The sequence below is a fragment of the Mycobacterium sherrisii genome, from assembly GCF_002102355.1.
Taxonomy (GTDB): Bacteria; Actinomycetota; Actinomycetes; order Mycobacteriales; family Mycobacteriaceae; genus Mycobacterium; species Mycobacterium sherrisii.
This window is the reverse complement of sequence record NZ_LQPT01000002.1, coordinates 1-22,054: the sequence shown is the minus strand read 5'-3', so window position 1 is coordinate 22,054 and position 22,054 is coordinate 1. Positions and strand designations below refer to the sequence as shown.

21 protein-coding genes are annotated in these 22,054 nt (G+C 66.2%); 10 read left to right on the top strand and 11 right to left on the bottom strand.

The genetic code is table 11. The annotated features are described in order from the left end of the window. The first annotated feature begins 223 nt into the window (after nucleotides 1-223). Nucleotides 224-1,777, top strand: coding sequence for a GMC family oxidoreductase (locus tag AWC25_RS00105; RefSeq protein WP_085166175.1), 1,554 nt, complete (start codon nucleotides 224-226; stop codon nucleotides 1,775-1,777). 49 nt (nucleotides 1,778-1,826) lie between these two features. Beyond that, on the top strand, nucleotides 1,827-2,612 hold the full coding sequence (locus tag AWC25_RS00100) for a DUF1906 domain-containing protein (RefSeq protein ID WP_142278633.1): 786 nt from the start codon (nucleotides 1,827-1,829) through the stop codon (nucleotides 2,610-2,612). Nucleotides 2,613-2,618: 6 nt separating this feature from the next. Here the strand turns inward: AWC25_RS00100 and AWC25_RS00095 are convergent, their stop codons facing one another. The 4 genes from AWC25_RS00095 to AWC25_RS00080 all read right to left on the bottom strand — a co-directional run bounded on the left by AWC25_RS00095 (nucleotide 2,619) and on the right by AWC25_RS00080 (nucleotide 7,730). Further along, complete coding sequence (locus AWC25_RS00095) at nucleotides 2,619-3,494, bottom strand: alpha/beta fold hydrolase (protein ID WP_085166174.1); 876 nt, start codon at nucleotides 3,492-3,494, stop codon at nucleotides 2,619-2,621. A gap of 173 nt (nucleotides 3,495-3,667) precedes the next feature. Continuing rightward, a complete protein-coding gene (katG, locus tag AWC25_RS00090; RefSeq protein ID WP_069402869.1) occupies nucleotides 3,668-5,908 on the bottom strand; it encodes a catalase/peroxidase HPI in 2,241 nt (746 codons plus the stop codon). A gap of 36 nt (nucleotides 5,909-5,944) precedes the next feature. Next, the gene (locus AWC25_RS00085) at nucleotides 5,945-6,397 is read right to left on the bottom strand and encodes a Fur family transcriptional regulator (RefSeq protein ID WP_069402870.1); all 453 of its coding nucleotides are present in this window, start codon (nucleotides 6,395-6,397) and stop codon (nucleotides 5,945-5,947) included. A 73-nt stretch (nucleotides 6,398-6,470) separates the two neighbouring features. Continuing rightward, nucleotides 6,471-7,730: a L,D-transpeptidase gene (locus AWC25_RS00080; protein ID WP_069402871.1), complete on the bottom strand. Its 1,260-nt coding sequence runs from the start codon at nucleotides 7,728-7,730 to the stop codon at nucleotides 6,471-6,473. An 85-nt stretch (nucleotides 7,731-7,815) separates the two neighbouring features. On the opposite strand from AWC25_RS00080, the gene AWC25_RS00075 reads away from it, so the two are divergent. After that, the gene (locus tag AWC25_RS00075; RefSeq protein ID WP_085166173.1) at nucleotides 7,816-8,577 is read left to right on the top strand and encodes a hypothetical protein; all 762 of its coding nucleotides are present in this window, start codon (nucleotides 7,816-7,818) and stop codon (nucleotides 8,575-8,577) included. A gap of 52 nt (nucleotides 8,578-8,629) precedes the next feature. After that, complete coding sequence (locus AWC25_RS00070) at nucleotides 8,630-10,141, top strand: FAD-dependent oxidoreductase (protein WP_085166172.1); 1,512 nt, start codon at nucleotides 8,630-8,632, stop codon at nucleotides 10,139-10,141. Between the two features lie 5 nt (nucleotides 10,142-10,146). Here the strand turns inward: AWC25_RS00070 and AWC25_RS00065 are convergent, their stop codons facing one another. Continuing rightward, complete coding sequence (locus tag AWC25_RS00065; protein ID WP_069402874.1) at nucleotides 10,147-10,686, bottom strand: cupin domain-containing protein; 540 nt, start codon at nucleotides 10,684-10,686, stop codon at nucleotides 10,147-10,149. A gap of 27 nt (nucleotides 10,687-10,713) precedes the next feature. Beyond that, on the bottom strand, nucleotides 10,714-11,757 hold the full coding sequence (locus AWC25_RS00060) for a class I SAM-dependent methyltransferase (RefSeq protein ID WP_069402875.1): 1,044 nt from the start codon (nucleotides 11,755-11,757) through the stop codon (nucleotides 10,714-10,716). A 49-nt stretch (nucleotides 11,758-11,806) separates the two neighbouring features. On the opposite strand from AWC25_RS00060, the gene AWC25_RS00055 reads away from it, so the two are divergent. Together AWC25_RS00055 and AWC25_RS00050 are read left to right on the top strand one after the other, a co-directional pair. Next, nucleotides 11,807-12,202, top strand: a complete 396-nt coding sequence (locus tag AWC25_RS00055) for a PPOX class F420-dependent oxidoreductase (protein ID WP_069402876.1) — start codon at nucleotides 11,807-11,809, stop codon at nucleotides 12,200-12,202. Next, nucleotides 12,192-13,010, top strand: a complete 819-nt coding sequence (locus AWC25_RS00050; protein WP_069402877.1) for an MOSC domain-containing protein — start codon at nucleotides 12,192-12,194, stop codon at nucleotides 13,008-13,010. Before AWC25_RS00055 ends, AWC25_RS00050 begins: the two co-directional genes overlap by 11 nt. A 4-nt stretch (nucleotides 13,011-13,014) precedes the next feature. Here the strand turns inward: AWC25_RS00050 and AWC25_RS00045 are convergent, their stop codons facing one another. Next, nucleotides 13,015-13,749: a cutinase family protein gene (locus tag AWC25_RS00045; protein WP_069402878.1), complete on the bottom strand. Its 735-nt coding sequence runs from the start codon at nucleotides 13,747-13,749 to the stop codon at nucleotides 13,015-13,017. A 123-nt stretch (nucleotides 13,750-13,872) separates the two neighbouring features. Further along, nucleotides 13,873-14,421: a thioredoxin family protein gene (locus AWC25_RS00040; protein WP_069402879.1), complete on the bottom strand. Its 549-nt coding sequence runs from the start codon at nucleotides 14,419-14,421 to the stop codon at nucleotides 13,873-13,875. A gap of 84 nt (nucleotides 14,422-14,505) precedes the next feature. Here AWC25_RS00040 and AWC25_RS00035 point away from each other — a divergent pair, with 84 nt between their 5' ends. Then, nucleotides 14,506-15,420, top strand: a complete 915-nt coding sequence (locus AWC25_RS00035) for a DMT family transporter (protein WP_169717094.1) — start codon at nucleotides 14,506-14,508, stop codon at nucleotides 15,418-15,420. On the opposite strand, the gene AWC25_RS00030 is transcribed toward AWC25_RS00035, so the two are convergent. Next, nucleotides 15,417-16,595, bottom strand: coding sequence for a glycosyltransferase (locus tag AWC25_RS00030; protein ID WP_069402880.1), 1,179 nt, complete (start codon nucleotides 16,593-16,595; stop codon nucleotides 15,417-15,419). The genes AWC25_RS00035 and AWC25_RS00030 overlap by 4 nt on opposite strands. Nucleotides 16,596-16,616: 21 nt before the next feature. Continuing rightward, the gene (locus tag AWC25_RS00025) at nucleotides 16,617-17,261 is read right to left on the bottom strand and encodes a cutinase family protein (protein ID WP_069402881.1); all 645 of its coding nucleotides are present in this window, start codon (nucleotides 17,259-17,261) and stop codon (nucleotides 16,617-16,619) included. Nucleotides 17,262-17,433: 172 nt separating this feature from the next. Here AWC25_RS00025 and AWC25_RS00020 point away from each other — a divergent pair, with 172 nt between their 5' ends. Both AWC25_RS00020 and zwf read left to right on the top strand, forming a co-directional pair. Next, on the top strand, nucleotides 17,434-18,234 hold the full coding sequence (locus AWC25_RS00020) for an LLM class F420-dependent oxidoreductase (protein WP_069402882.1): 801 nt from the start codon (nucleotides 17,434-17,436) through the stop codon (nucleotides 18,232-18,234). Nucleotides 18,235-18,288: 54 nt separating this feature from the next. After that, the gene (gene zwf, locus AWC25_RS00015; RefSeq protein ID WP_069402883.1) at nucleotides 18,289-19,791 is read left to right on the top strand and encodes a glucose-6-phosphate dehydrogenase; all 1,503 of its coding nucleotides are present in this window, start codon (nucleotides 18,289-18,291) and stop codon (nucleotides 19,789-19,791) included. A gap of 2 nt (nucleotides 19,792-19,793) precedes the next feature. Here the strand turns inward: zwf and AWC25_RS00010 are convergent, their stop codons facing one another. Continuing rightward, nucleotides 19,794-21,446 carry an L-lactate permease gene (locus AWC25_RS00010; RefSeq protein WP_085166171.1) on the bottom strand — a complete coding sequence of 551 codons (1,653 nt, stop codon included), beginning with the start codon at nucleotides 21,444-21,446 and terminating at the stop codon, nucleotides 19,794-19,796. A 402-nt stretch (nucleotides 21,447-21,848) separates the two neighbouring features. Between AWC25_RS00010 and AWC25_RS27185 the strand changes: the two genes are divergently transcribed. Beyond that, nucleotides 21,849-22,013, top strand: coding sequence for a hypothetical protein (locus AWC25_RS27185; RefSeq protein WP_232327365.1), 165 nt, complete (start codon nucleotides 21,849-21,851; stop codon nucleotides 22,011-22,013). Nucleotides 22,014-22,054 lie beyond the last annotated feature (41 nt).

The following is a 22,054-nucleotide window of genomic DNA, read 5'->3' as shown; positions in this document are numbered from 1 at the left end:
GGCGGATCTTGTTGTGGTCCAATGCACCGGCGGCGGCGTCGGGCGAATGGTGGGATGTTTGCTGGAGGGAGTTCTCAGACCGGCTGCCGACCTTGCCTGACGCTGAACTTCCGATTCGCGGCTCCTGGTGAACGCCGCTTACGCACCCGGGTGTCGAACCGTTTCGTCCCCCGAATCGTAGTTGAGTATAGCGAGCCATACTCAGCTGCCTGGAGGAGAAGCAATGGATGCAAAACTGCGGGAGCGATACGACGTCATCGTGTGCGGGTCCGGGTCGTCCGGTTCGGTCATCGCTCGGCGGTTGGCGGAGAAACCCGATGTAACGGTGTTGCTCCTAGAGGCCGGGGGAAGCGACGACGTCGCCGCCGTGACGGATCGGAGCCAATGGCCGCTCAACCTGGGAAGCGACCGGGACTGGGGTTTCGTCGCGGAACCCGACCCGAAACTGCACGGGCGCTCGATCGCCGTGTCGATGGGCAAGGTGCTCGGCGGCGGATCCGGCATCAACGCGATGGTCTGGGCGCGGGGACACCGCAGCGATTGGGACCTTTTCGCGGCCGAATCCGGTGAACCGGCGTGGAGCTACGAGTCCGTCGCAGGGCTGTACCGGCGGCTCGAGGATTGGGGCGGTGTGGGCGAACACGATTATCGCGGCAGGGGAGGCCCGGTGTTCATGCAACCGGCGCCCGATCCGCACCCGCTGACCGCGGCGACGGTGAATGTCGCCCGCAAGCAAGGCATTCCGACGTATCAGAGCCCCAACGGTCGGCTGATGGAAAATCTTCGTGGCGCGGCGATGACCGACCTGCGCGCGCGCCACGGGCAACGCCTGTCGGTCTTCCGTACGTACACCGCGCCGTATTTGGGCCGCCCGAACCTGACCGTCGTCCCGCATGCGCTGGTCACGCGATTGACCTTCGAGGGCAATCGGGTCACCGGTGTCGACTTTGTCGTCGATGGCGCGGTGGTGCACGCCGCGGCCAGCGTCGAAGTGGTGTTGTCCCTGGGCGCGATACACACCCCGAAGATGTTGATGCAGTCCGGTTTCGGGGATTCCGACGACCTTCGCCAGCACGGCATCGCGGTCCGCGAACATCTGCCCGGCGTCGGCCGCAACCTGCAAGACCACCATGGGTTCGACTGCGTCTGGGAATTTCCGGAAGACCTGCGGACCACCGGTCAGGTGGAGGCAACGCTGTTCTGGGATTCCGGTTTGAGCGACGCCGACGGGCCGGACTTGTTCGCCTGTTTAGGAGTATTCACCAAGTCCACCCCGGAGAACGTCGCGAAATACGGCCTGCCGCAAAACGGCTGGATCTTGTTCGGCGCGCCAACCCATCCCCGAAGCCGTGGCCAGCTGCGCTTGACCGGCCCCAATCCCGCAGACCCCATTCAGATCGAGGCGAACGCCCTGTCGGATCCGCACGATGTCAAGACGGGCATCGCCTGCATCGAGACCCTGCGTCAAATCGGCAATGCTCCCGAACTTCGACCGTTCGTGACCCGGGAGGTCATGCCCGGCGACCTAACAGGCGACGAGCTGGAAACCTATCTGCGCGATGCGGTGACCACGTACTGGCACCCGTCCGGAACGGCGAAGATGGGGCGCGACGCGATGTCGGTCGTCGATGGACAGCTCAAGGTCTATGGTGTCGAGAATCTGCGCGTGGCCGACGCGTCGATCATGCCGCGCATCACCAGCGCCAACACCATGGCGCCCTGCGTGGTGATCGGGGAGCGTGCCGCGCAGTTCATCATCGCCGAGCACCGCCTCTGAGCTTGCCAATCCGCGACGGCCCGCACGACCGATCCGTTACCATCGCGCCGTGCCCGATTCGGCTGTGCCGCGATCTGTTTCACGTCGCGACCTACTCAAGTACGCCCTGTCACCCGCACTGCTGGGCGTGGCAGCGCTGCCCGTCGGCGCCCGCCAGGCCTCGGCCGCCAACATCAGGTTGATCGACTTCGCGGAGAAGCGGATCGCGCCCGAGGAGATCAAGTCGGCCGGGTATGCGGGGGTGATCAATTACGTCTCGGCGGAGCGGCCGGGAGCGCATTTCGAGGCGAAGCCCATCACTCGCGAGTACGCGGATGCGTTGCGCGCGGCGGGCCTGCAGATCGTCAGCAATTTCCAATACGGCAAACCCGGGTGGCCGGCCACACCGTCGGACCTCACCCGCGGCCACGACGGCGGGGTGGCCGACGCGCAGACGGCGTTGCAGCTGCACAACGCCGCCGGGGGACCCAGCTCGGCACCGATCTTCTTCAGCGTCGACGACGACATCGATCTCGATACGTGGAATTCCCTTGCCGTCGAATGGTTTCGGGGCATCAACTCGGTGCTGGGCATCGCACGCACCGGCATCTACGGTCATTACAACGCCTGCGGATGGGCGATCCGGGACGGCGTTATCGGCAACTCCACAAGCGCGGGGCACCGCTGGGCGTGGCAGACGAGGTCGTGGTCACAGGGCCGGCGCGAGTCCAGGGCGGTGCTGTACCAAGAGATCGTCAACAGCCCGTCCAACCCCGGCCCGCTGTTGGGCGGCATCAACGTCGACGTCGACGAGGTGCTCGCCGACGACTATGGGCAGTGGGATCTCAACCGCTGAACTGCGCTAGACGCGCGCTGACACCGAGTTTCCGGTCTGCTGGGGTGTCGTCGAGGAGATGAAGTCCTGCAGGATTTCCGCGACCGCCATCGGCGCTTCCGCGTGGGGGAAGTGCCCGACGCCCTTGAGTACCTCGAGACGACTGCCCTCCAGCGCGTCATGGGCGGCGTAGGCGTGGGCGACCGGGATGATCCGGTCCTGATCGCCCCAGATCAGGATGCTGGGCAGCCCGGCCGCGACGTGTAGCTTGTTCAGGGCGCTGACGGCCTGGCCGCGGTAGTCGACGACCGAGCGCAGCGTGCGCAGAAACGCCTGCCGGGTTCGCGCGTCGGACAGCGAGCAGTAGGCCTGCCACATTTCACCGGCGCGCGGCGCCTGGATACCCGCCGACGTCAGCCAGGCGCCCAGCTTGTTGCCGAGGTTGAGCACCGGTCGCGGTGCGATGACGGGCAACACCAGCTCGGCGCCGGGGGCCGACAGCAGCCGCAACACCGGACTGAGTTCCGGGCCAAGACCGCCGCTGCCGATAAGCGGGAGCCGCTCGCAGTAGTCGCGGTGCTGGTGGGTGAATTGCATCGCGATACCGCCGCCCAGCGACTGGCCAACCACGGTCGCACTGGCGACGCCGAGCTCGTCGAGCAGGTCGCGCAGGAAGACCGCGAATGCGCCGAGCGAGTAGTCGCCCCGCGGCTTGGCGGACTCGCCGTGCCCCAGCAGATCGGGAGCGATCACCCGGTACTTCTTGGCAAGCTGCGGGATGATGGCCCGCCAGGTGGCCGAGCTGCCCGCCATGCCGTGAATCAACAACAAGACCTGGCCCTGGCCGGCTTCCCGGTAAGCGATCCGGTCGCCGTGCAGTTCGAGGTATTTCAAGTCGCTCATGTCAACCGTTTACCCAGCTTCAGTCGAGGGACGCGTCACCAGCGTACGCAAACCTACGGTCTCGTAGGTTACTAGCGGGTAATAGTGTGCCCAACCTCATGCGGGCGCAAACACCACGGCACTCCGCGAGCCGGACCGCCCGCGGAGTGCCGTGTGCTGTCAGCCCAGGTCGCTTACGCCAGGTCGAACCGATCGGCGTTCATGACCTTGACCCACGCCGCGACGAAGTCCTCGACGAACTTGCCCGCGCTGTCGTCTTGCGCGTAGACCTCGGCCAGTGCCCGCAGTACCGAGTTCGATCCGAACACCAGGTCGTTGGCGGTCGCGGTCCACTTGACGGCCCCGGTGGCCCGGTCGTGGCCCTCGTAGACGTTCTCCTGGGTCTCCGACGGCTTCCATTCCGTGCCCATGTCCAGCAGGTTGGCGAAGAAGTCGTTGGTCAACGCGCCCGGCTTGTCGGTGAACACCCCGTGCTTGGTGCCGCCGTGGTTGGCGCCGAGGGCGCGCAGCCCGCCGACGAGCACGGTCAGCTCCGGGCCCGACACCCCCAGCAGGTAGGCACGCTCGTGCAGCAACTGCTCGAGCGGCGCCTTTTCGCCGGGGCGGATGTAGTTGCGGAACCCGTCGGCGCGCGGTTCGAGCACCGCGAACGACTCCACATCGGTGTCCTGCTGGGAGGCATCGGTGCGTCCCGGCGCGAAGTGCACCGAGATCTCGTAGCCAGCGTCCTTGGCCGCCTTCTCCACCGCCGCCGAGCCGGCCAGCACGATCAGGTCAGCCAGCGAGATCTTCTTACCCCCGGCGGCCGAGACGTTGAAGTCCTGCTGGATCTTCTCCAGCACCGGCAACACCTTGTCCAGCTCGGACGGCTCGTTGACCTCCCAGCTGCGCTGCGGCTCGAGACGCAACCGCGCCCCGTTCGCCCCTCCGCGCTTGTCGGTGCGCCGGTAGCTGGAGGCCGCCGACCATGCCGTCTTCACCAACTGTGGTACCGACAGGCCCGACTCGAGCACCCTCATCTTCAGATCTGCCACGTCGTTGTCGTCGACCAACTCGTGGTCCACGGGCGGGACGGGGTCCTGCCACAGCTGCGGTTCGGCCGCCCACGGCCCGAGGTAGCGGGTGATGGGCCCCATGTCGCGATGCAGCAGTTTGTACCAGGCCTTGGCGAAGGCGTCTTCCAGCTCTTCGGGGTGGTCCAGCCAGCGCCGCGTGATGTCCCGGTAGATCGGCGACTCGCGCAACGCGATGTCGGTGACCAGCATGGTCGGGGCGCGGCCCGGCCCGCCGAACGGGTCCGGGATGGTCCCGGCGCCGGCGCCGTCCTTCGCCGTGAACTGCCAGGCGCCGGCCGGGCTCTTGGTCAATTCCCACTCGTAGCCGTACAGGGTCTCGAGGAAGCTGTTGTCCCACGTGGTCGGGGTGGGCGTCCAGACCACTTCGAGGCCGCTGGTGATCGCGTCCTTGCCCTTGCCAGTGCCGTAGGAGCTCTTCCAGCCCAACCCCTGCTGCTCGATCGGGGCGCCTTCCGGCTCGGGACCCACCAGGTCGGCATCACCGGCGCCGTGCGTCTTGCCGAAGCTGTGCCCGCCAACGATCAGGGCGGCCGTCTCCTCGTCGTTCATCGCCATCCGGCCGAACGTCTCGCGGATGTCGATCGCGGCGGCGACGGGGTCCGGCTTGCCCTCGGGACCTTCGGGGTTGACGTAGATCAGGCCCATGGTGGTCGCACCGTAAGGCTGGGCGAGGTCGCGGCTACCCGAGTAGCGCTTGTCGGTGCCCAGCCAGGTGTCCTCCTCGCCCCACAGGATCTCCTCTGGCGCCCAGACGTCTTCGCGGCCGAAGCCGAAGCCAAATGTCTTGAATCCCATGGACTCCAGCGCGCAGTTGCCCGCGAAGACGAGCAAGTCGGCCCAGGAGATCTTGTTGCCGTACTTCTTTTTGATCGGCCACAGCAGCCGGCGGGCCTTGTCCAGGCTCGCGTTGTCCGGCCAGCTGTTGAGCGGGGCGAAGCGCTGCAGGCCCTGCCCGCCGCCGCCGCGGCCGTCGAAGATGCGGTAAGTGCCCGCGGCGTGCCAGCTCATCCGGATGAACAAGCCGCCGTAGTGGCCGTAGTCAGCCGGCCACCAGTCCTGCGAGGTGGTCATCAACGAGAACAGGTCGCGCTTGAGCGCCTCGACGTCAAGCTTGGCGAACTCCTCGGCGTAGTTGAAGTCCTCACCGAACGGGCTGGCCTGAGGGTTGTTCGGGTGCAACGTCGAGATATCGATCTGGTCAGGCCACCAGTCCCGGTTGGTCAGCGGCGCATGCGATTTCGGCTTTGGTGAAGGGATTGCCGGGTTTTCACTTTCGCTGGTGCTTGCCGTCTTGTCATTCTCGTGGGGTGGGCGGCTCTGGGAGATATCGGATGACACAGCGTTCCTTTCCAGTGGTGGGTAATCGGGCTGCGATCACGGGCTGTGATCAGGATCCGCGGTGGAACAGTCAGGGCACAGGCCCCAGTAGATGACTTCGGCTTCGTCGAGCACGTAGCCGTCGAGCACGTTGTTGTCGTCGGACGGGGTCAGACACGGCGCATCACCGACCGCGCAGTCGACGTCGGCGATGACGCCGCATGACCTGCACACGACGTGGTGGTGGTTGTCGCCGACCCGGGATTCGTAGCGCGCGACCAAGCCGGACGGCTGGATTCGCCGAACCAGGCCGACGGCCGTCAGCGCATTGAGGACGTCGTAGACCGCCTGCCGGGAGACATCGGGTAGCGCGACCCGCACGGAGGAAAAAATGGTCTCGGTGTCGGCATGCGGGTGAGCGTGGACTGCCTGCAGAACGGCAATCCTGGGCCGGGTCACACGCAGGTCGGCCAACCGCAACCGCTCCGCGTAGTCCGACGTTGACGACACAAGGCCAATATTGCACTTATTTGGAATCGGTCAAGAGTTTCTCGGTACAACATCCCGTAAAAATTGCGCATCGCTAGGCCGGCTTCAGCGCGCTGCCGCGGCGCCACTGATCCCAGTTGAGCGTCCAGTCACCGTTCTGGGCGAGCTGCAGCGGTGGCCCGCCGCTGTTGCGAATCTCCACGACGTCACCGGGCACCGAGAAGTCGTAGAACCATTTGGCGTTGTCGCCGTTGAGATTCAAGCATCCGTGCGAGGTGTCGGTATGGCCCTGGGCCCATACCGTGGCGTCCAGCTGATGCAGGTAGATGCCGTCGATGCTGATTCGGGTCGCGTAGTTGATGGTTTCCCGATAGCCGAGCCGAGAGTTCTTGGGCAGCCCGAAGGTCGACGAGTCCATCACGACGGGGTTGCCCTTGTCGAGCACCGTGTAGACCCCCGACGGGGTCCACAACGAGATGGTCTGCGCACCAACGGTCTCGGTGCCGCCCATGCCCATCGAGGTCGGCATGGTGCGTACCGGGGCCCCGTTGTCGAAGACCGTCACCATCTTGGTGGCGTCGTCGGCGATCGACACGTGCGCGTCGCCGATGCGAAAAGACACCCGGGTGTCGTCCTGCCCGAATAAGCCGTCGCCCAGGGCAATTCCGTAGATCTTGGACTCGGCCGTGACGGTGGTGCCGGGGGCGTAGTAGTGCTGCGGGCGCCAGTGGGCATTCTGCCCGTCGACCCAGAACCAGGAGCCGTCGACGGCCGGGTTGGTGGTCACCTTCAGCTGCCGTTCGGCGGCGGCACGGTCGGAGATCTTCTCGTCGAAATGCGCGACAATCACCGTCCCGACGCCGTAGGTGCCGCCGTCCCGCAGCGCGGCTTGCGAGGTCGTGGTGAACGACACCTTGGTCTGGTTCGACGGCTGCAACGTGGAGAACGACGACACCTGGTTGAGCGCACCGCCGTCCGCTCCGCGGCCGCTGGCGTTCAGGGTGTAGGTGCGGCCGTAGCCCAGCGGTGCGGTCGGCTTCCACACCGTGTTGTCCGGTGTCATGACCCCCTCGATGACCTTGCCGGCCTCGTTGACCATCCGAACGTCGGTAAGTGTTCCGTTATCGGCCTTCACTTCGACCGGTGAGACCGGGTCTACGTCGCGTGCGTTGATCCCGGGGATAAACGAGATGCTTGGTGATGCACTGCTTTTCGGCGAGGTCGAACAGTGCCGGCAGGGCGTCGTGGCCAGCTGGATGGCGGCGCACAGTGCCATGGTCACGAACACGCAGAGCAGCAACCGGTGCGGGCGGCGAAGCCGTGCCAGGAGTCCGGGGACTTTCGTCGATGTCATCGTGAGTCGGTGGATCCTTCGCGCTCTCCGCGTTACTTGTCGGGCGTCGAGTAGCCCGGGCCGGGGCTTCTGAAACCATGGCGTCATGGCCGAGGACAAACTGGACACGCTGTATTCGGTGCAGCCGGCCGCTTTCACGGCTCAGCGCACGAAATTGGCCGCCGCGGCCAAGAAGCGGGGCGATGCGGCGACCGCCAAACGGATTGCCGCGGCCCGCAAACCGACGACGGCGGCCTGGGTGGTCAATCAGCTCGCGCTCTCCCGCACGGACGTCAAGCAGCGCCTCGCCGACCTCGGTGACCGGCTGCGCGCCGCCCACGCCGCGATGGACGGCCACCAGATCCGCGAACTGTCCGGCGAGCAACATCGACTGATCGACGAACTGACCCGGGCCGCCCTTGCCGGCGCGGACGCCGCCGGCGTCAAGGCATCGGCCGCCGTGCGCGAGGACGTCACCAGCACGTTGCAGGCGGCGATCGCCGACCCCGGCGCCCGAGACCGGCTGGGCCGGTTGGATCGTCCCGAACGGTACTCCGGGTTCGGCGCGTCCGAAGGCGCCCCCGCGCCAGTACCGACGCGGGCGCCGACAGCCGATCCGCGGTCGGCAAAGCTCACCGCCGCGGTCGCCGCGGCCGAGGCCGATAAGGCCGAAGCCGACGACATGCTCGCCCGCCGGCAGGACGAATGCGATGCGGCCCGGCTGCGCCGTGACCGGCTGCTGGCGGACCTGCGCAAGGCTGAGCGTGAGTTGGACCGGGCGCAACAGCACTACGACAAGGCGCAGCAGGTCAGTCGCGAGGCCGCGGAGGCGTTGCAGAACGCGAAAGCGCGCCTCGAGCGGACCTAACAGCGGGGATCGGCCGCGTTTCCGGCTGGCGGCGCCGGGTATCAGCCCAGCCATGACTTCTCTGTGGTTGGCCGACCGAACGAAACCAGCGTGGACCGCGAGCCCACTCGGCGACGGGCCCCGCTCCGCCGAGTTCATCGTGGTGGGCGCCGGCATCACGGGACTGATGACGGCGGTCCTACTGGCCCGCGCCGGCAAGGACGTGCTGGTGGTGGAGGCCCGCAGCGTCGGCGCCTGCGCCACCGGAAACACCACCGCCAAGATCAGCCTGCTGCAGGGCACGCACCTGTCAAAGGCGCTGCCGCGGCACGGCAGAGACCTGGCGCGCGCCTACGTGGAGGGCAACCGCGAAGGCCAGGACTGGATCATCAAGCATTGCCAGTCCCACGGCATCGCGGTCCAGCGCGAAGACGCATACACCTACGCGCAGTCCGCCAAGGGTGTGCCGTCCGCGCGGCTGGAATTGAAGGCCTGCCAGGCCGTCGGATTGCCGGTGGAGTGGGCCGACGACGCCGACGTACCCTTCCCCTATCACGGCGGGGTGCGGCTGCCCGAACAGGCGCAGTTCGATCCGATGGAGTTTGTGGACTCGCTGGCCGCCGAGCTGCTCGAGCGTGGTGGCCGACTCGTCGAGCGCACCCGGGTGCGCCGGGTGTCCAGTCGCGGCGGCAAGCTCGCGGTGCACGTCAACGACGCGGCCCAACGCGACATCGAATTACAGGCCGAAAAGCTGGTCCTGGCTACCGGTATCCCGGTTCTGGACCGCGGCGGCTATTTCGCGCGGCTGAAGCCGAGCCGGTCCTACTGCTTGGCATTCAAGGTGCCCGGAAAAATCACCCGACCCATGATGATCTCCACGGACTCGCCGACCCGATCGGTGCGGTACGCCCCGGTCCGCGACGGGGAGGTGTTGATTGTCGGCGGCGCCGGACACACGGTGGGCCGCAAGAAAAGCCCGAGCAAGGCCCTGCAGGAGCTTGCGTCGTGGACCACCAAACACTTCCCGGGCGCAACGCAGACGCATTTCTGGTCCGCCCAGGATTACACCCCGATCGACCATCTTCCATATGTCGGGCCCATCCTTCCGAACAGCGAAACCATCTTCGTGGCAACTGGTTTCAACAAGTGGGGGATGACCAACGGTGCCGCGGCGGCGCTGGCGCTGTCCAGCCGCATCCTGGGCGGCCGGATGGATTGGTCGCGGGCGTTCGACAGCTGGAGCCCGCACGAACTGACCGGGTTGCTGACGGCGATGCAGGCGAACCTCGAGGTGGGATTCGATCTGGCGAAAGGCTGGATCACTCCGGTGTCTCGCATCGGGCGGCGCAGCCCCGGCCCTGACGAGGGCGGCATCGTCAGTGGACCACCGTGGCATCTGCAGGCCCGGAGCCGTGTCAACGGCACCGAGCACCGAGTCTCTCCGGTGTGTCCGCATCTGGGCGGCATCGTTAACTGGAACGACGCCGACAAGGCGTGGGAGTGCCCGCTGCACGGGTCGCGCTTCGCCCCGGACGGCACCTTGCTCGAGGGACCGGCAACGCGCGACCTGACGGCGTCGCGCTGAGGAATCTATACCTGGCGCCAGGATGGCTGCGAGGGGTCGACCAGTTTTTGGTCGACCGGGCCGACCCCGAACACGGCGATCACCGCCGGGTCGGGTTGGTTTGCCGGAACACCGTCGTAGTGGGGGGTGCGCGCGGCCCGCTTCACGAATCCACCGGGGCCCACGGGCATCGCATCCTGGGGCTGAAAGTCGTTGCCGCTATTGACGAACCAGGTGCCGAATACCACGACTTGAATCCGATCGGTCGCATAGGTGTGGGGAGCGCTGAACCACCCCGGGTTCCATTTCATCAGGACCAGATATGGGCCGGGTTTGTTGAAATCCCCGTACAACATGGCCATTTCGCCGCTGTGCGGCGGCAGATTGCCCCAGGGCCGAAAGGCGATTTGGTCGAACGGCTGAACAAAGGTCTGGCCGGGATCCGGGCCCGTTCGAGGCGGCGGCGATAACCCAATCTCGCCCGGTTTGTCACCCGCGGCGATCGCCGCCAGCAACAGCGGTGCCGCCATCAGTAAGGATCGCCGGTTCGATTCCACGCCGCTCACGAGACGCCTCCCCAATCGTCGCCTGCCTCAATCCTCCTTGCGGTAGACGAGCCAGCGCAACTCGATAGGGGAATCCTCACGCTCGACGTCGAACACGTCCAGGCCGCTGGCCCATCCGTCGAACCACGCGGTGGGCGGCCAGGCGCCGTCGGGCAGGTGCGTTTTCTCGTAGTCGTAGGCCGAATCGTCGGCGACGAGTTCGAGCGGGAACTCCGCGGCGGCCTGCGTGACCTCTGCGCGGGTGAAGATCGCGGTGTTGCATTGCTGCCCGAGTTCGCGCGCGGCGTCGTCGGGGGTGTAGCCCTCGTGGGGCAGAAAGGCGTTGAACACCAGGTGTCCGCCCGGAGCCAGGCATTGTCCGGCGAGTTCGAACATGCCGCGCAGTTCCTGCGTCGTGCGAAAATCGGGCACCACTTCGGAGAAGACGACCAGTTGGTAGTCGCCGCCGACCCCTTCCATGGCGACAAAGACGTCCTTTTGGATGACGTTGACACTCAAGGCTTCCCGTTGGGCGGCCGCGCGCATGATGTCGGCAAACTTTTCGGACAGCTCGACGGCGTCGACCGGATGGCCACGCCGGGCCAGGGCAAGCGCGTTTCGTCCCGTGCCCGCCCCGACGTCGAGCACCCGAAAAGTCGCCGGATCGGTCGCGTCGGTGGCGAGCGCCCAGACCCGCGCATCGGGTTCGGTCCCGAACAGCGGGCCCTCGCGGGTCGCCACCCAGTTGTCGTAATCGGCGGCGATTGTCGCCCACTGCGGTTTGATGCGGTAGTTCAGTGTGGTGCCGAACGGCGAGCTGAACTGGATCACGATGTTGGACCGCGACGAGGCGTTGAAGGCTTTTGCCAATTCGTGTTGCAGCACCTTGCGCAGCTGTGCGGTTTCTTCGGCGGTGTGCCGGATGCCCAGGCTGGCAAAGAGGTTTTCGCACATCGAGACGTAGTCGTCGAGCATGCTCGGCACGGCCGGCAGGTAGATCTGCCCGTCGGTCATCGATCGCCGATACAACCGGCGGACCATCGCCGCGTGCAATGTCGCCGGGTCGAAGGACCCGCCGGCCCGGTTTTCCATCAGACTCTTGTACACGACCCGGCCACCGACCGCACGATGAGGGCAGACCATGACCGCGCCATTGGGTGAGGAGAAGTTCGTCTCGCTGACGACGTTCAAGCGCAACGGGGATCCCGTCGCCGGCCCGATGTGGATCGTCCGCGACGGCACGGCGCTGGCGGCATGGACACCGTCCGACTCGTGGAAGGTCAAGCGGGTGCGCCGCGACCCGCGCGTCACCCTGACGGCGTGCGGCCGGACCGGAAAGGTTCCCACGGGTCAACCGGTCTTCGAGGGAACCGCCGAGGTCCGCACCGATGCGGAAGAAGTGGCGCGGGTGGAGGCTTTGGTCAAAAAGAAGTACGGCTGGCAGTTTCGGGTGGTCATGCTGATCGAAGCCATCTCCGCCCGCGGCCGTAAACCGCGCTGCGTCCTACACATCGCGCTGTCACCTGATGGAAGATGACAGGGTGCGGGTCCACAGTTTGCGCCGTTATCCGGTGAAATCGATGCTCGGGGAGGCCGTCGACAGCTTGTTCGTCGACGAACACGGCGCCGAAGGAGACCGCCGTCTGGCGCTCGTTGACACCGCGACCGAGCACGTGGCCAGCGCCAAACAGGCCAGGCTCTGGCGTGGGCTGTTGACCTGTACGGCCAACGCGAACGCCGGGCGGGTCAACATCAACCTGCCCGACGGCACCGAAGTCGCCGCCGACGATCCGCGGGCCAACGACTTGCTGTCGCAACTGCTGGGGCGCGCGGTCCGGCTGGTCAGCAAGCGACCGGCGGGGGCGACGGTCGAGCGTCCGGACCCCGAGCAGCTGCTCGAACTGGGCTTAGACGCCGACGTCGGCGGGCGGATCCTGGAGATCGGCCTGGGCACACCGGGCGACTCGTTCACCGATGACGCACCGCTGCACGCGATCACCACGGCGACGCTGGACCACATCGGCGTCGAGGCGCTGCGATATCGACCGAACCTCGTGATCCAGACGCCCGCCGATCAGCCGCCCTACATCGAAAACGATTGGGTCGGCGCCGAATTGGTCGTGGGCACGGTGCGGCTGCGCGGGCTGGAGCCGACTCCGCGCTGCGTGGTGCCGACGCTGGAGCACGGGCAGCTGCCCCGCGCCCCGCAGGCGCTGCGCACCCCCGCCGCCGAGAACCGGTTGGAAGCCGGCAGTTGTGGGGTGGCGGCCTGTGCGGGCATCTACTTCAAAACGACGACGGCGGGCACCATCCACGTCGGGGACCCCGTCACGGTACGGGCTTAGTGCCCTAGCGCCCCTCGATCGAGTGAACCACCGACGCCGGCGCGGTCGGGCTCCCGTCCAGACGGCTGGCGGCGAACGCGGCACCCTTGTCGATCATGGCGCCGTTATCGGCGTAGGTGTTGTGCGCGGCGAAGTTCATGCCGTCCGAGCACACCGGGTCGTCGGTGGCGCAGACCTTGATGGTCTTCGCCTGGTAGGTCGGGCCGATCACCACCGGGGGTTCGCCCAGGAAATTCATGGCCCGCACGTTCGGCGTACCGAACAGCACCACCGCGGCGACGTGGTCGGCAACCTCGGGGGCCAGCGGCTTGGGCACGGTGGCCGGATCGACGCCGTCGGGCACCTGCGCGGAGGTCACGAAACCCATCACCGCCGCGCCCTGAGAAAACCCGCCAAGCACCATCTTGGTCCTGGGGCAGCTGCCCGCCATGGACACGACGTGGGCGCCGGCATCCCGGATACCGTCGAGCCCGGTGTTCCACTCGTTGCTCGCCGGATAGTTGACCGCATACACGTCGACCGACTTGCCGGGCTGGCGACCACGCAGGTTGTCAATGAACGCTTGGCCGGTGGCCCCGACGCCCTCCGGTTCACCGGTACCGCGGGCAAAGACCACCTGAACGTCCGGACATGGTTCCGCCGACGCCCACGGCACGGGGGACAGGAGGACCGAGGCACCCAAGAACGCGGTTACGGCGGTCGCGGGGCCCACAAAACGCACGATGTGACCGGCAATCATGTCCAGATATGTGCCCGTCGCAATGCGCCGTCAAACGGGGCATATTCGACATGAGTTTGGCCGCAACCGGCCACCATACCGGCGGGACGTCAAATATGTTCAGCCACAGCCGAATTCATCGGTTCAGCGCCATTTGATGCCGCAGCCTATCGAGGGACGCTGGTCAGGATTGACCGGTCGCCCGGCAAGCACGGCGTCGACCGCCGCCCGCACGTCGGCACCCGTCACCGGCCGGTCGTTCTTGGGGCGGGAGTCGTCGAGCTGACCGCGGTAGACCAGGCGGCGCTGGCCGTCGAACACGAAGGTGTCCGGCGTGCAGGCTGCGGAATACGCGCGGGCGACATCCTGCGTCTCGTCGTAGAGATAGGGAAACGTCCAGCCGTGGCGGCGAGCCTCGACGACCATTTGATCGGGCCCGTCCTGCGGGTAGTTGACGACGTCGTTGCTGGAGATCCCCACCATGGCGACGCCTTGATCGGCGAGGTCCCGGCCCAGGGCTGCCAATCCGGCCGCGACATGCTGCACGTACGGGCAGTGGTTGCAGATGAAGGTCACGACCAACGCCGGCCCGGTGAGGTCGCCGAGACTGACGGTCGCACCGGTTGCGGGGTTGGGCAGGGTGAACGCGGGCGCGGGCGTGCCCAGGGCAAGCATCGTCGACTCGATAGCCATGCCGGACACACTAGTGGGCGCTGGCCCCGACCCGACCGGCATGGCCGCTTTGCAATCCCGCGGATCAGCCCGAAATATGGTGGGGTGATTTCACACGCCGTCGCGATCATCTCCGGCCTGCTCGCCGCATTCTGGGCGGCCGTCGGCATCGTCGTCCGGCAGCGCGCGGCGCAGGATGTCCGGCCGACCGGGGACGCCGCCGCGACGGTGGTCACCACCGTCATACGACAACCGTTGTGGTGGGCGGGGATTCTCGCCGCCATCGCCGGATACGTGTTCCAGGCCGTGGCGTTGGCAAATGGTTCGCTGTTGCTGGTCCAACCGCTGCTGGTTTCCTCATTGCTGTTCGCCCTGCCTATGAGCGCGCGGCTCTGTCATCAGCGCATCACCCGGGCGGAGTGGAGCTGGGCGGTCGTGTTGACCGTCGCATTGGCGGCGTTCGTGCTCGTCGGGCATCCCAGCGAGGGCCACAATCGTCCGCCGATACCGTCGTGGAGCTTGGCGCTGGCGCTCACCGCGCCGCTGGCGATCGCCTGCCTCGTCGCGGCGCGGCGTACCTCGGGCCGCACTCGCGCCATGCTGCTGGCGGTCACGGTGGCCGTGTTGCTCGGCATGATCGCCGTGTTGACCAAGATCTGCGCGCACCGCTACACCGTCGGCGGCTGGCACGCCCTGATGACCGTGCCCGCTCCGTACCTGCTGGTCATTCTGGCAATCGCGGTGACCATGGTGCAGAGTTCCGCTTTCCACGCCGGCGCCTTGCAAGCTTCGCTTCCGATCATGCTGGTGGGCGAGCCGGTGGTCGCGGTGCTGCTTGGGGTCGTCGTGCTCGGCGAGCACCTCGCCGTGCAGGGGTCGGCGGCGCTGGGTCTGCTGGTCGCCGTCGTGGCGATGGTGTCGTCCACCGTCGCGCTGGCACGCGATCAGGCGCCGGGCGGTGTGACCGCCAAAGTCGTTGGCGCTCAACCTGCTAACGAAAACGACGTGATCCGCACCTAGGGGGTGACGCGTTCGACCGCGATCTCCTCGAGGAGATCGGCAGTGCGCGCAGTACTTTCGCCGGGTGTCGTCATCATCGCGGCAACCTCACGCGCCCGCTCGGCGCACTCCGGGGCCAGGACGGCGCGCAGGTCGGCGACCACGGAGTCCAGGGTGCTTTCCATGAATCCCCGCCCCAGGCCGGCCTTGAGCTGCCTGACCCCGGATGCCCAAAGCGGTTGATCGAGCCAGAACCACAGCACCAGGGTGGGAATCCCGGCCCGCAGGCCCGCGGCCGTCGCGCCGGCGCCGCCGTGGTGGACCACGGCGCGGCACAGCGGGAAGATCGCCGCGTGGTTCACTTCCGCGACGATCTTGACGTGGGCGTCCGCCGTTTCCGGAAGGTCGTTGGGGCCCATGCAAATCAGCGCACGCTCGCCGACCCGCGCGCAGGCCTCGGCGATCACCGCCACGGTCTCCGTGGGGGAGCCCAGCGGCGTGCTGCCGAAACCGAAGTAGATCGGTGCCGTGCCGGCGGAAATCCATGCCCTGACCTCGTCGTCAGCCGCGCTGGGCAGCCCGAGGGTCAGTGCGCCGACGAACCGTTGCGGGGCATCGGCTTCCAGCCAATCGGCCGCGGTCCCGGGCAAGCACAGTTCGTCGTAGGCCTGGATGTCCAGCGCCGCGCGGGCCGGGTCCGCCGGGAGCTCGGGCAACCCGAGCGCGCGACGCTGGGCGTCATCGGTCTGTTTGGTCACCTGCGGACCGAGTGCGCCGGACTCAAGGATGCGTGACGGGAAGTAGTGCAGCACGCCGAGCGGAATGTCGTAGTACTCCGCGACATTCGCGGCCACCCCCTGCTCGTTGAAGGCCGCCACTAGCAGGTCGGCTCCCTGGGCCAGCGGAGTCAACGCTGCCGTCTTCTCCGCTTTGACCTGGTTGAGATGCTCGGTGATATCCGACCACATGGTGACGGGGTTCTGGGGCTTGCCGACGAAGTCGGCCGCAAACGCCATTTGCTCCCGCGAATCGCGACCGTAGGCGACCGCGGAAAGCCCGGCGGATTCGACGAAAGCCATCATGTTCGGCGCGACGGCCATCTGCACGTCGTGCCCGCGGCGCATCAACTCACGCCCGGCGGCCGCCAACGGTTCGACATCTCCACGGCTTCCGTAACCGACCAACACGCACTTCATCGGCGAGACCGCAGCGGGGGCTTAACGGAGGCGGTTGGCCGCAAACGTCGCGGCCTGATCCGTCATACCGGACTGGATGTAGGACACGTGCGCCATGATGTTCCCGCCGCCGGAGCAGATCGGGTCGTCGGGCGCGCACAGGCTGATGGTCTTGGCGCTGTAGATCGGGTTGATCGTGGGTAGTGGCTGCCCGCCCCACAACATGCTGGAGAACTGGCTGGTCGGCTCGCCGAACAGGGCGACCGCGGCGACATGATCGGCGACCGGGGCGGGCATCGCCTGAGTGGCCAGATCGATCACCGTGGAGCCCTGGGAGTAGCCGCCCAGCACGATTTTCGTGTTGGGGCAGTTGGCGACGGTGCCCTGGACGTGGCTGCTGGCGTCGTCGGCACCGCTCGGCGCGCTGTTGTGGTAGTCGTCGTTGGCCGGATAGTTGACCGCGTACACGCCGACGGACTTCCCGGCGACCTGCGATGTCAGCGAGTCCGTGAACGCCTGACCGATGTTGCCCAGGCCCGGGTCCTGATGGGTACCGCGAGCGAAGACCACCTCGACGTCGGAGCAGGGATCGGCCGCTGCGGTCGGGGCGATCGTCGGCGCGGCGGCCAGCGGCCAGCTCAGCGCTGCCGCGGCGCCGGCGATTCGGACAACTCTGCGTGCACTCATCCCCAAATGCTGACATACCTTCCCAGCCGGCCACAGCGGCGGCTGCCATACCGGGCGCCGCGGCCACCGAGTGGGCAGGTATGAAAAAGAGTTGCTACCGGGTGGGAGTAATGGGAAGGAAGGACACGTTCGGTCAGTTTGACCGTAGGTACGCGGCGAAGGGGCAGGAAGTGTGACCGTACGGATAGGCGTTCAGCTGTGGGCGGGCGGGACACCGGACTACCGGACGTGGCGCCAGGCGGTGGTGCATGCCGAGGAGCTCGGCGCCGACGCCATCTTTGGCTACGACCATTTCCACAAACCTTTCGTCGATCTTGTCGACGGCGTCCCCCAGCTTCACGACGAGCAGCCGGAGGTCAACAACTTCGAGGCCTGGACCGCGCTGGCGTCGTGGGGGGAGATCACCAGTCGAGCCGAGATCGGGCTGCTGGTCAGCGGTATGCCGTACCGCAACCCCGACCTTGTCGCCGACATGGCACGCACCGTCGATCACATCAGCGGCGGGCGATTGATCCTTGGCCTGGGCGCCGGGTGGTACCCGCAGGACTTCATCGCCTACGGCTACGAATACGGCACCGTGCGCTCGCGGATGGACCAGTTCGACGAGGGCCTGCAGCGCATCGAGTACCGGCTGGAACATCTGACGCCCAAGCCGCTGCGGCAGATCCCCATCCTCATCGGCGGCGGCGGTGAGCGTCGCACCATCCCCGCCGCGGCGCGGCATGCTCACATCTGGCACAGTTTCGAACCCATCGAGGCGTTCCGCCGCAAGAATGAGCTCCTCAAACGCCTCGCCACCGAGGCCGGGCGCGACGAGGCCGTCATCGAACGCGCCATCGCATGGACGGACGCCAAGACGGCGGACACCTTCGTCGACGAGGGTGTCACCTTGTTCACCACTGAAATTCACCCCGACGTCAACGGGTACGACTTCGCCGAGTTGAAGACGATGCTCGCGTGGCGTGATCAATGATGGAAGCGTCGCGCAGGGCTGCGCCGCCGCCATGACAGTGGAAGTATCACGGGAGTGGCAGCAAAGAAACCGCAGACGATCTCTTATCCGGCGCCCGACTCCCGTCCGCGCCGCCACGATTACGATCCGCTCGACCCGCACGTCATCGTGCTCTTCGGCGCGACGGGGGATCTGGCCAAACGCAAACTGATTTCCGGTCTGGCGTATCTGGATCAATCCGAACTGGCGCCGGACATTCAGATCGTCGCGACGTCGCTGGAGGAGCTCAGCGACGACGAGTTCCGGGAAATAGCGAAGAAGGCGATCGACTCCTACGGCACCCACAAGCTGACCCCGGAGCAGTGGGCTGACTTCGCGAAGATCGTGCGCTACGTCCCGCAGGGGGCCGGGCCCGACGCCTTGGCCGCCGCGGTCGCCGAAGCCGAGAACGCTCTGGGACCCAAAGTGCGGCGCCTGCATTATTTGTCGGTCCCGCCGAAGGCGGCTCGCGCCGTCATCACGATGCTGCGCGAGGCGAACCTCGTCGAGCGGTCCCGAGTGGTGATGGAGAAACCGTTCGGCACCGACTTGGACACCGCGGTGGCGCTCAACGACTTCCTGCACGAAACGTTCGACGAATCCCAGATCTTTCGCATCGACCATTTCTTGGGCAAGGAGGCGGCGCAGAACATCCTGGCGTTCCGTTTCGCCAACGGTTTGTTCGAGCCGATCTGGAATCGCAATTTCATCGACCACATCCAGATCGACATCCCCGAGAAGCTGGGACTGGATCAGCGGGCGAACTTTTACGAGAGCACCGGCGCGTACAAGGACATGGTGGTCACCCACCTGTTTCAGGTGATGGCGTTCGTGGTGATGGAACCACCGACGGCTCTGGAGCCCTATGCCATCAGCGAAGAGAAAAACAAGGTGTTCCGCTCCATGCTTCCGGTGAAGACGTCGGACGTGGTGCGCGGCCAGTACGCCGGATATCGCGAAGAGGAAGGTGTGGCAAGGGATTCCGACACCGAGACGTTCATCGCCCTGAAAGTCGGCATTGACAACTGGCGCTGGGCGGGGGTTCCGATCTACTTGCGTACCGGCAAGAAGATGGCCGAAGGTATCCGCATCATCTCGATCGCGTTCAAAGAGGCCCCGCGCAGTATGTTCCCGCCGGGTTCGGGCGTCGGAACCCAAGGCCCCGATCACCTGACGTTCGATCTTGCGGACAATTCCAGGGTTTCGCTGTCGTTCTACGGCAAGCGGCCCGGCCCCGGGATGAAGCTGGACAAGCTGTCGATGCAGTTCTCCTCCCAGGAGATCGACACCGTCGCCGACACGCTGGAGGCCTACGAGCGGCTCATCCTCGATGCCATGCGCGGTGACCACACGCTGTTCACCACCGCCGAGGGCATTGAATCACTTTGGGAGCGTTCGGCAGAACTGCTCGACGACCCGCCGCCGGCGAAGGTGTACCCGGTGGGAACGTGGGGTCCCAACGCTATTCACCAACTGATCGCACCGAACGCGTGGCGGTTGCCGTTCGAACGCGGCTGGCGTGAGACCCGCAACGAGTAGGGTCAGCCGACCATCCAGGACAGTATCGACGACGCCTGCAGCGCGGACAGCAGACAGATGAACAGCAGGAACACCGCGCTCCAGGCCATTACTCGGCGGAAGATGTCGCCTTCCTTGCCGTCGAGGTTTACCGCCGCGGCGGCGATGGCGAGGTTCTGCGGGGAGATCATCTTGCCGAGCACCCCGCCGGAGCTGTTGCCGGCGACCATCAGCAGCGGAGATAGTCCTGCTTTGGTGGCGGCCGTCACCTGCAGCGCGCCGAACAATGAGTTCGACGAGGTGTCGGACCCGGTGACTGCCACACCGATCCAGCCCAGGATGGGCGAGAACAGAGCGAAAGCGCTTCCGGCGCCGGCCATCCAAGTGCCCAGGGTGATGGTTTGCCCGGATGCGTTCATCACGAAAGCCAGTGCCAGCACCGCCATTACGGTGAGGATCGCCCACCGGAGCTGATGCAGGGTCGCGCCGTATGCTTTGATCGCGCTGCCCACCGACAGGCGCAGCACGAACATCGCGACGAGGCCCGCGGCCAGCATCTGAGTTCCCGGTGTGTTCAGCAGATTGAAGGTGAAGTTCGCCAGGCCCGACGGGCCGCCCTTGGCGGTTTGCAGGTGCAGGCCCGGCCAGCGCACCGAATAGGTCGCGTGGTCCAGGAACTTCTTCACGACGGGAATCTGGCAGAGAACGAAGACCGCGATGATAATCGCGTAGGGCGAGTATGCGCGGAACACTTCGCCACGCGAGTCGGATTTGTTCAGGTCGGACTGGTTCAGGTTCGCCTCGAATTCGGGGGACATGGTGTCGGACGCACCGCCGGCGACGACGGCGACGCGCGGCGCGGTCTGCGGACGCCGTACCCGCAGCAATAGCACCACAGCACCGGACGACAGCAGCGAAGCCACCACGTCGGCGAGCGGCACCGACAGGAAGTTCGAGGTGGCGTATTGGCCGACGCCGAAAACCACTCCCGCCGTCAGCGCCACGTGCCAGGTCTCACGAAGTCCGCGACGGCCGTCGGCGATGAACACCAGAGCCAGGGGCACGAACATAGCCAGGATCGGCGTCTGGCGCCCGACCATCGCGCCGAGGGCATCGCTGGACATTCCGGACACCTTGCCGAGCGTGATGATCGGTGTCGCCATCGCACCGTAGGCCACCGGGGCGGTGTTGGCGACCAAGGCAAGCACCGCCGCCTTCAACGGCTTGAAGCCCAGCGCCAGCAGCATCACCGAAGTGACCGCCACCGGCGCGCCGAAGCCGGCGAGGGCTTCGAGCAAGGCGCCGAAGGAGAACGCGATGATGATCGCCTGAATGCGGTGGTCGTCGCTGATCCCGGCGAAACTACGCCGCAGCACATCGAAATGTCCTGTCTGAACGGTCATTTGGTAGACCCAGATGGCGTTGATGACGATCCAGAGGATGGGGAAGAAGCCGAAGACGGCGCCTTCGCTGGCGGCCAGCAGCGCCTGGTCGGTCGGCATGCCGTACACCGCGATCGCGATGGCGAGCGCCACCGCCACCGAGATCAGCGAAGCCACCCAGGCCCGCATCCGTACGACGCCGAGCAGGACGAAAAGCATCGCCAAAGGTATGGCGGCCACAAGGGAACTCAAACCCAGCGAGTGCGCGACTGGGTCCAGAATCTGGCGATACATAGTGGGGAACCTTAAAGAGGGAGTACCGCCGCTGTGCGCCGGATCACTGTGCTGACAACCACAAATGTCGGAAAAAGTTTTGGAATTGATTAAATCGGCCGATTTATCTCGGTGTAGGGTCACCAGCAGCTTCCGGCAGACCGGCCATCAGCAAAGGAAGATCCACGATGGCACCAGGTGACGCGGCCACAAACGCAAACGAGCAACTCGTGCTCGACTTCATCCACGCCTGCTACGGGCAGCACATCGACATCGACGCGGCGACCGCACTGATGTCGGATCACTTTGTGTGGCAACTGCATGTGCCGCTCTCACCGGTGGTGGTCGGCCGAGAGGCGGCGGGCGCGGAGTTGGAGAAACACAACGGCCCGTCGACGGCCTGTCGACGGCCTGTCGACCGGGATGATCGAGGGCAGCGAGATCCGCACTGTCGTGTCGACCGGGGACACCGTCATCGTCGAGCGTGTGGACGTGAATTCCTTTGGTGGGCTTCCGGGCACCTTTCATGTGGTGGCGCTGTACGAAGTGCATTGCCCTGACCGCGATTGTTTGATCCACGGCATATGAGAGTCTTGCGGCCCACGACGTGGGCGGGAAGGCTCGACAAG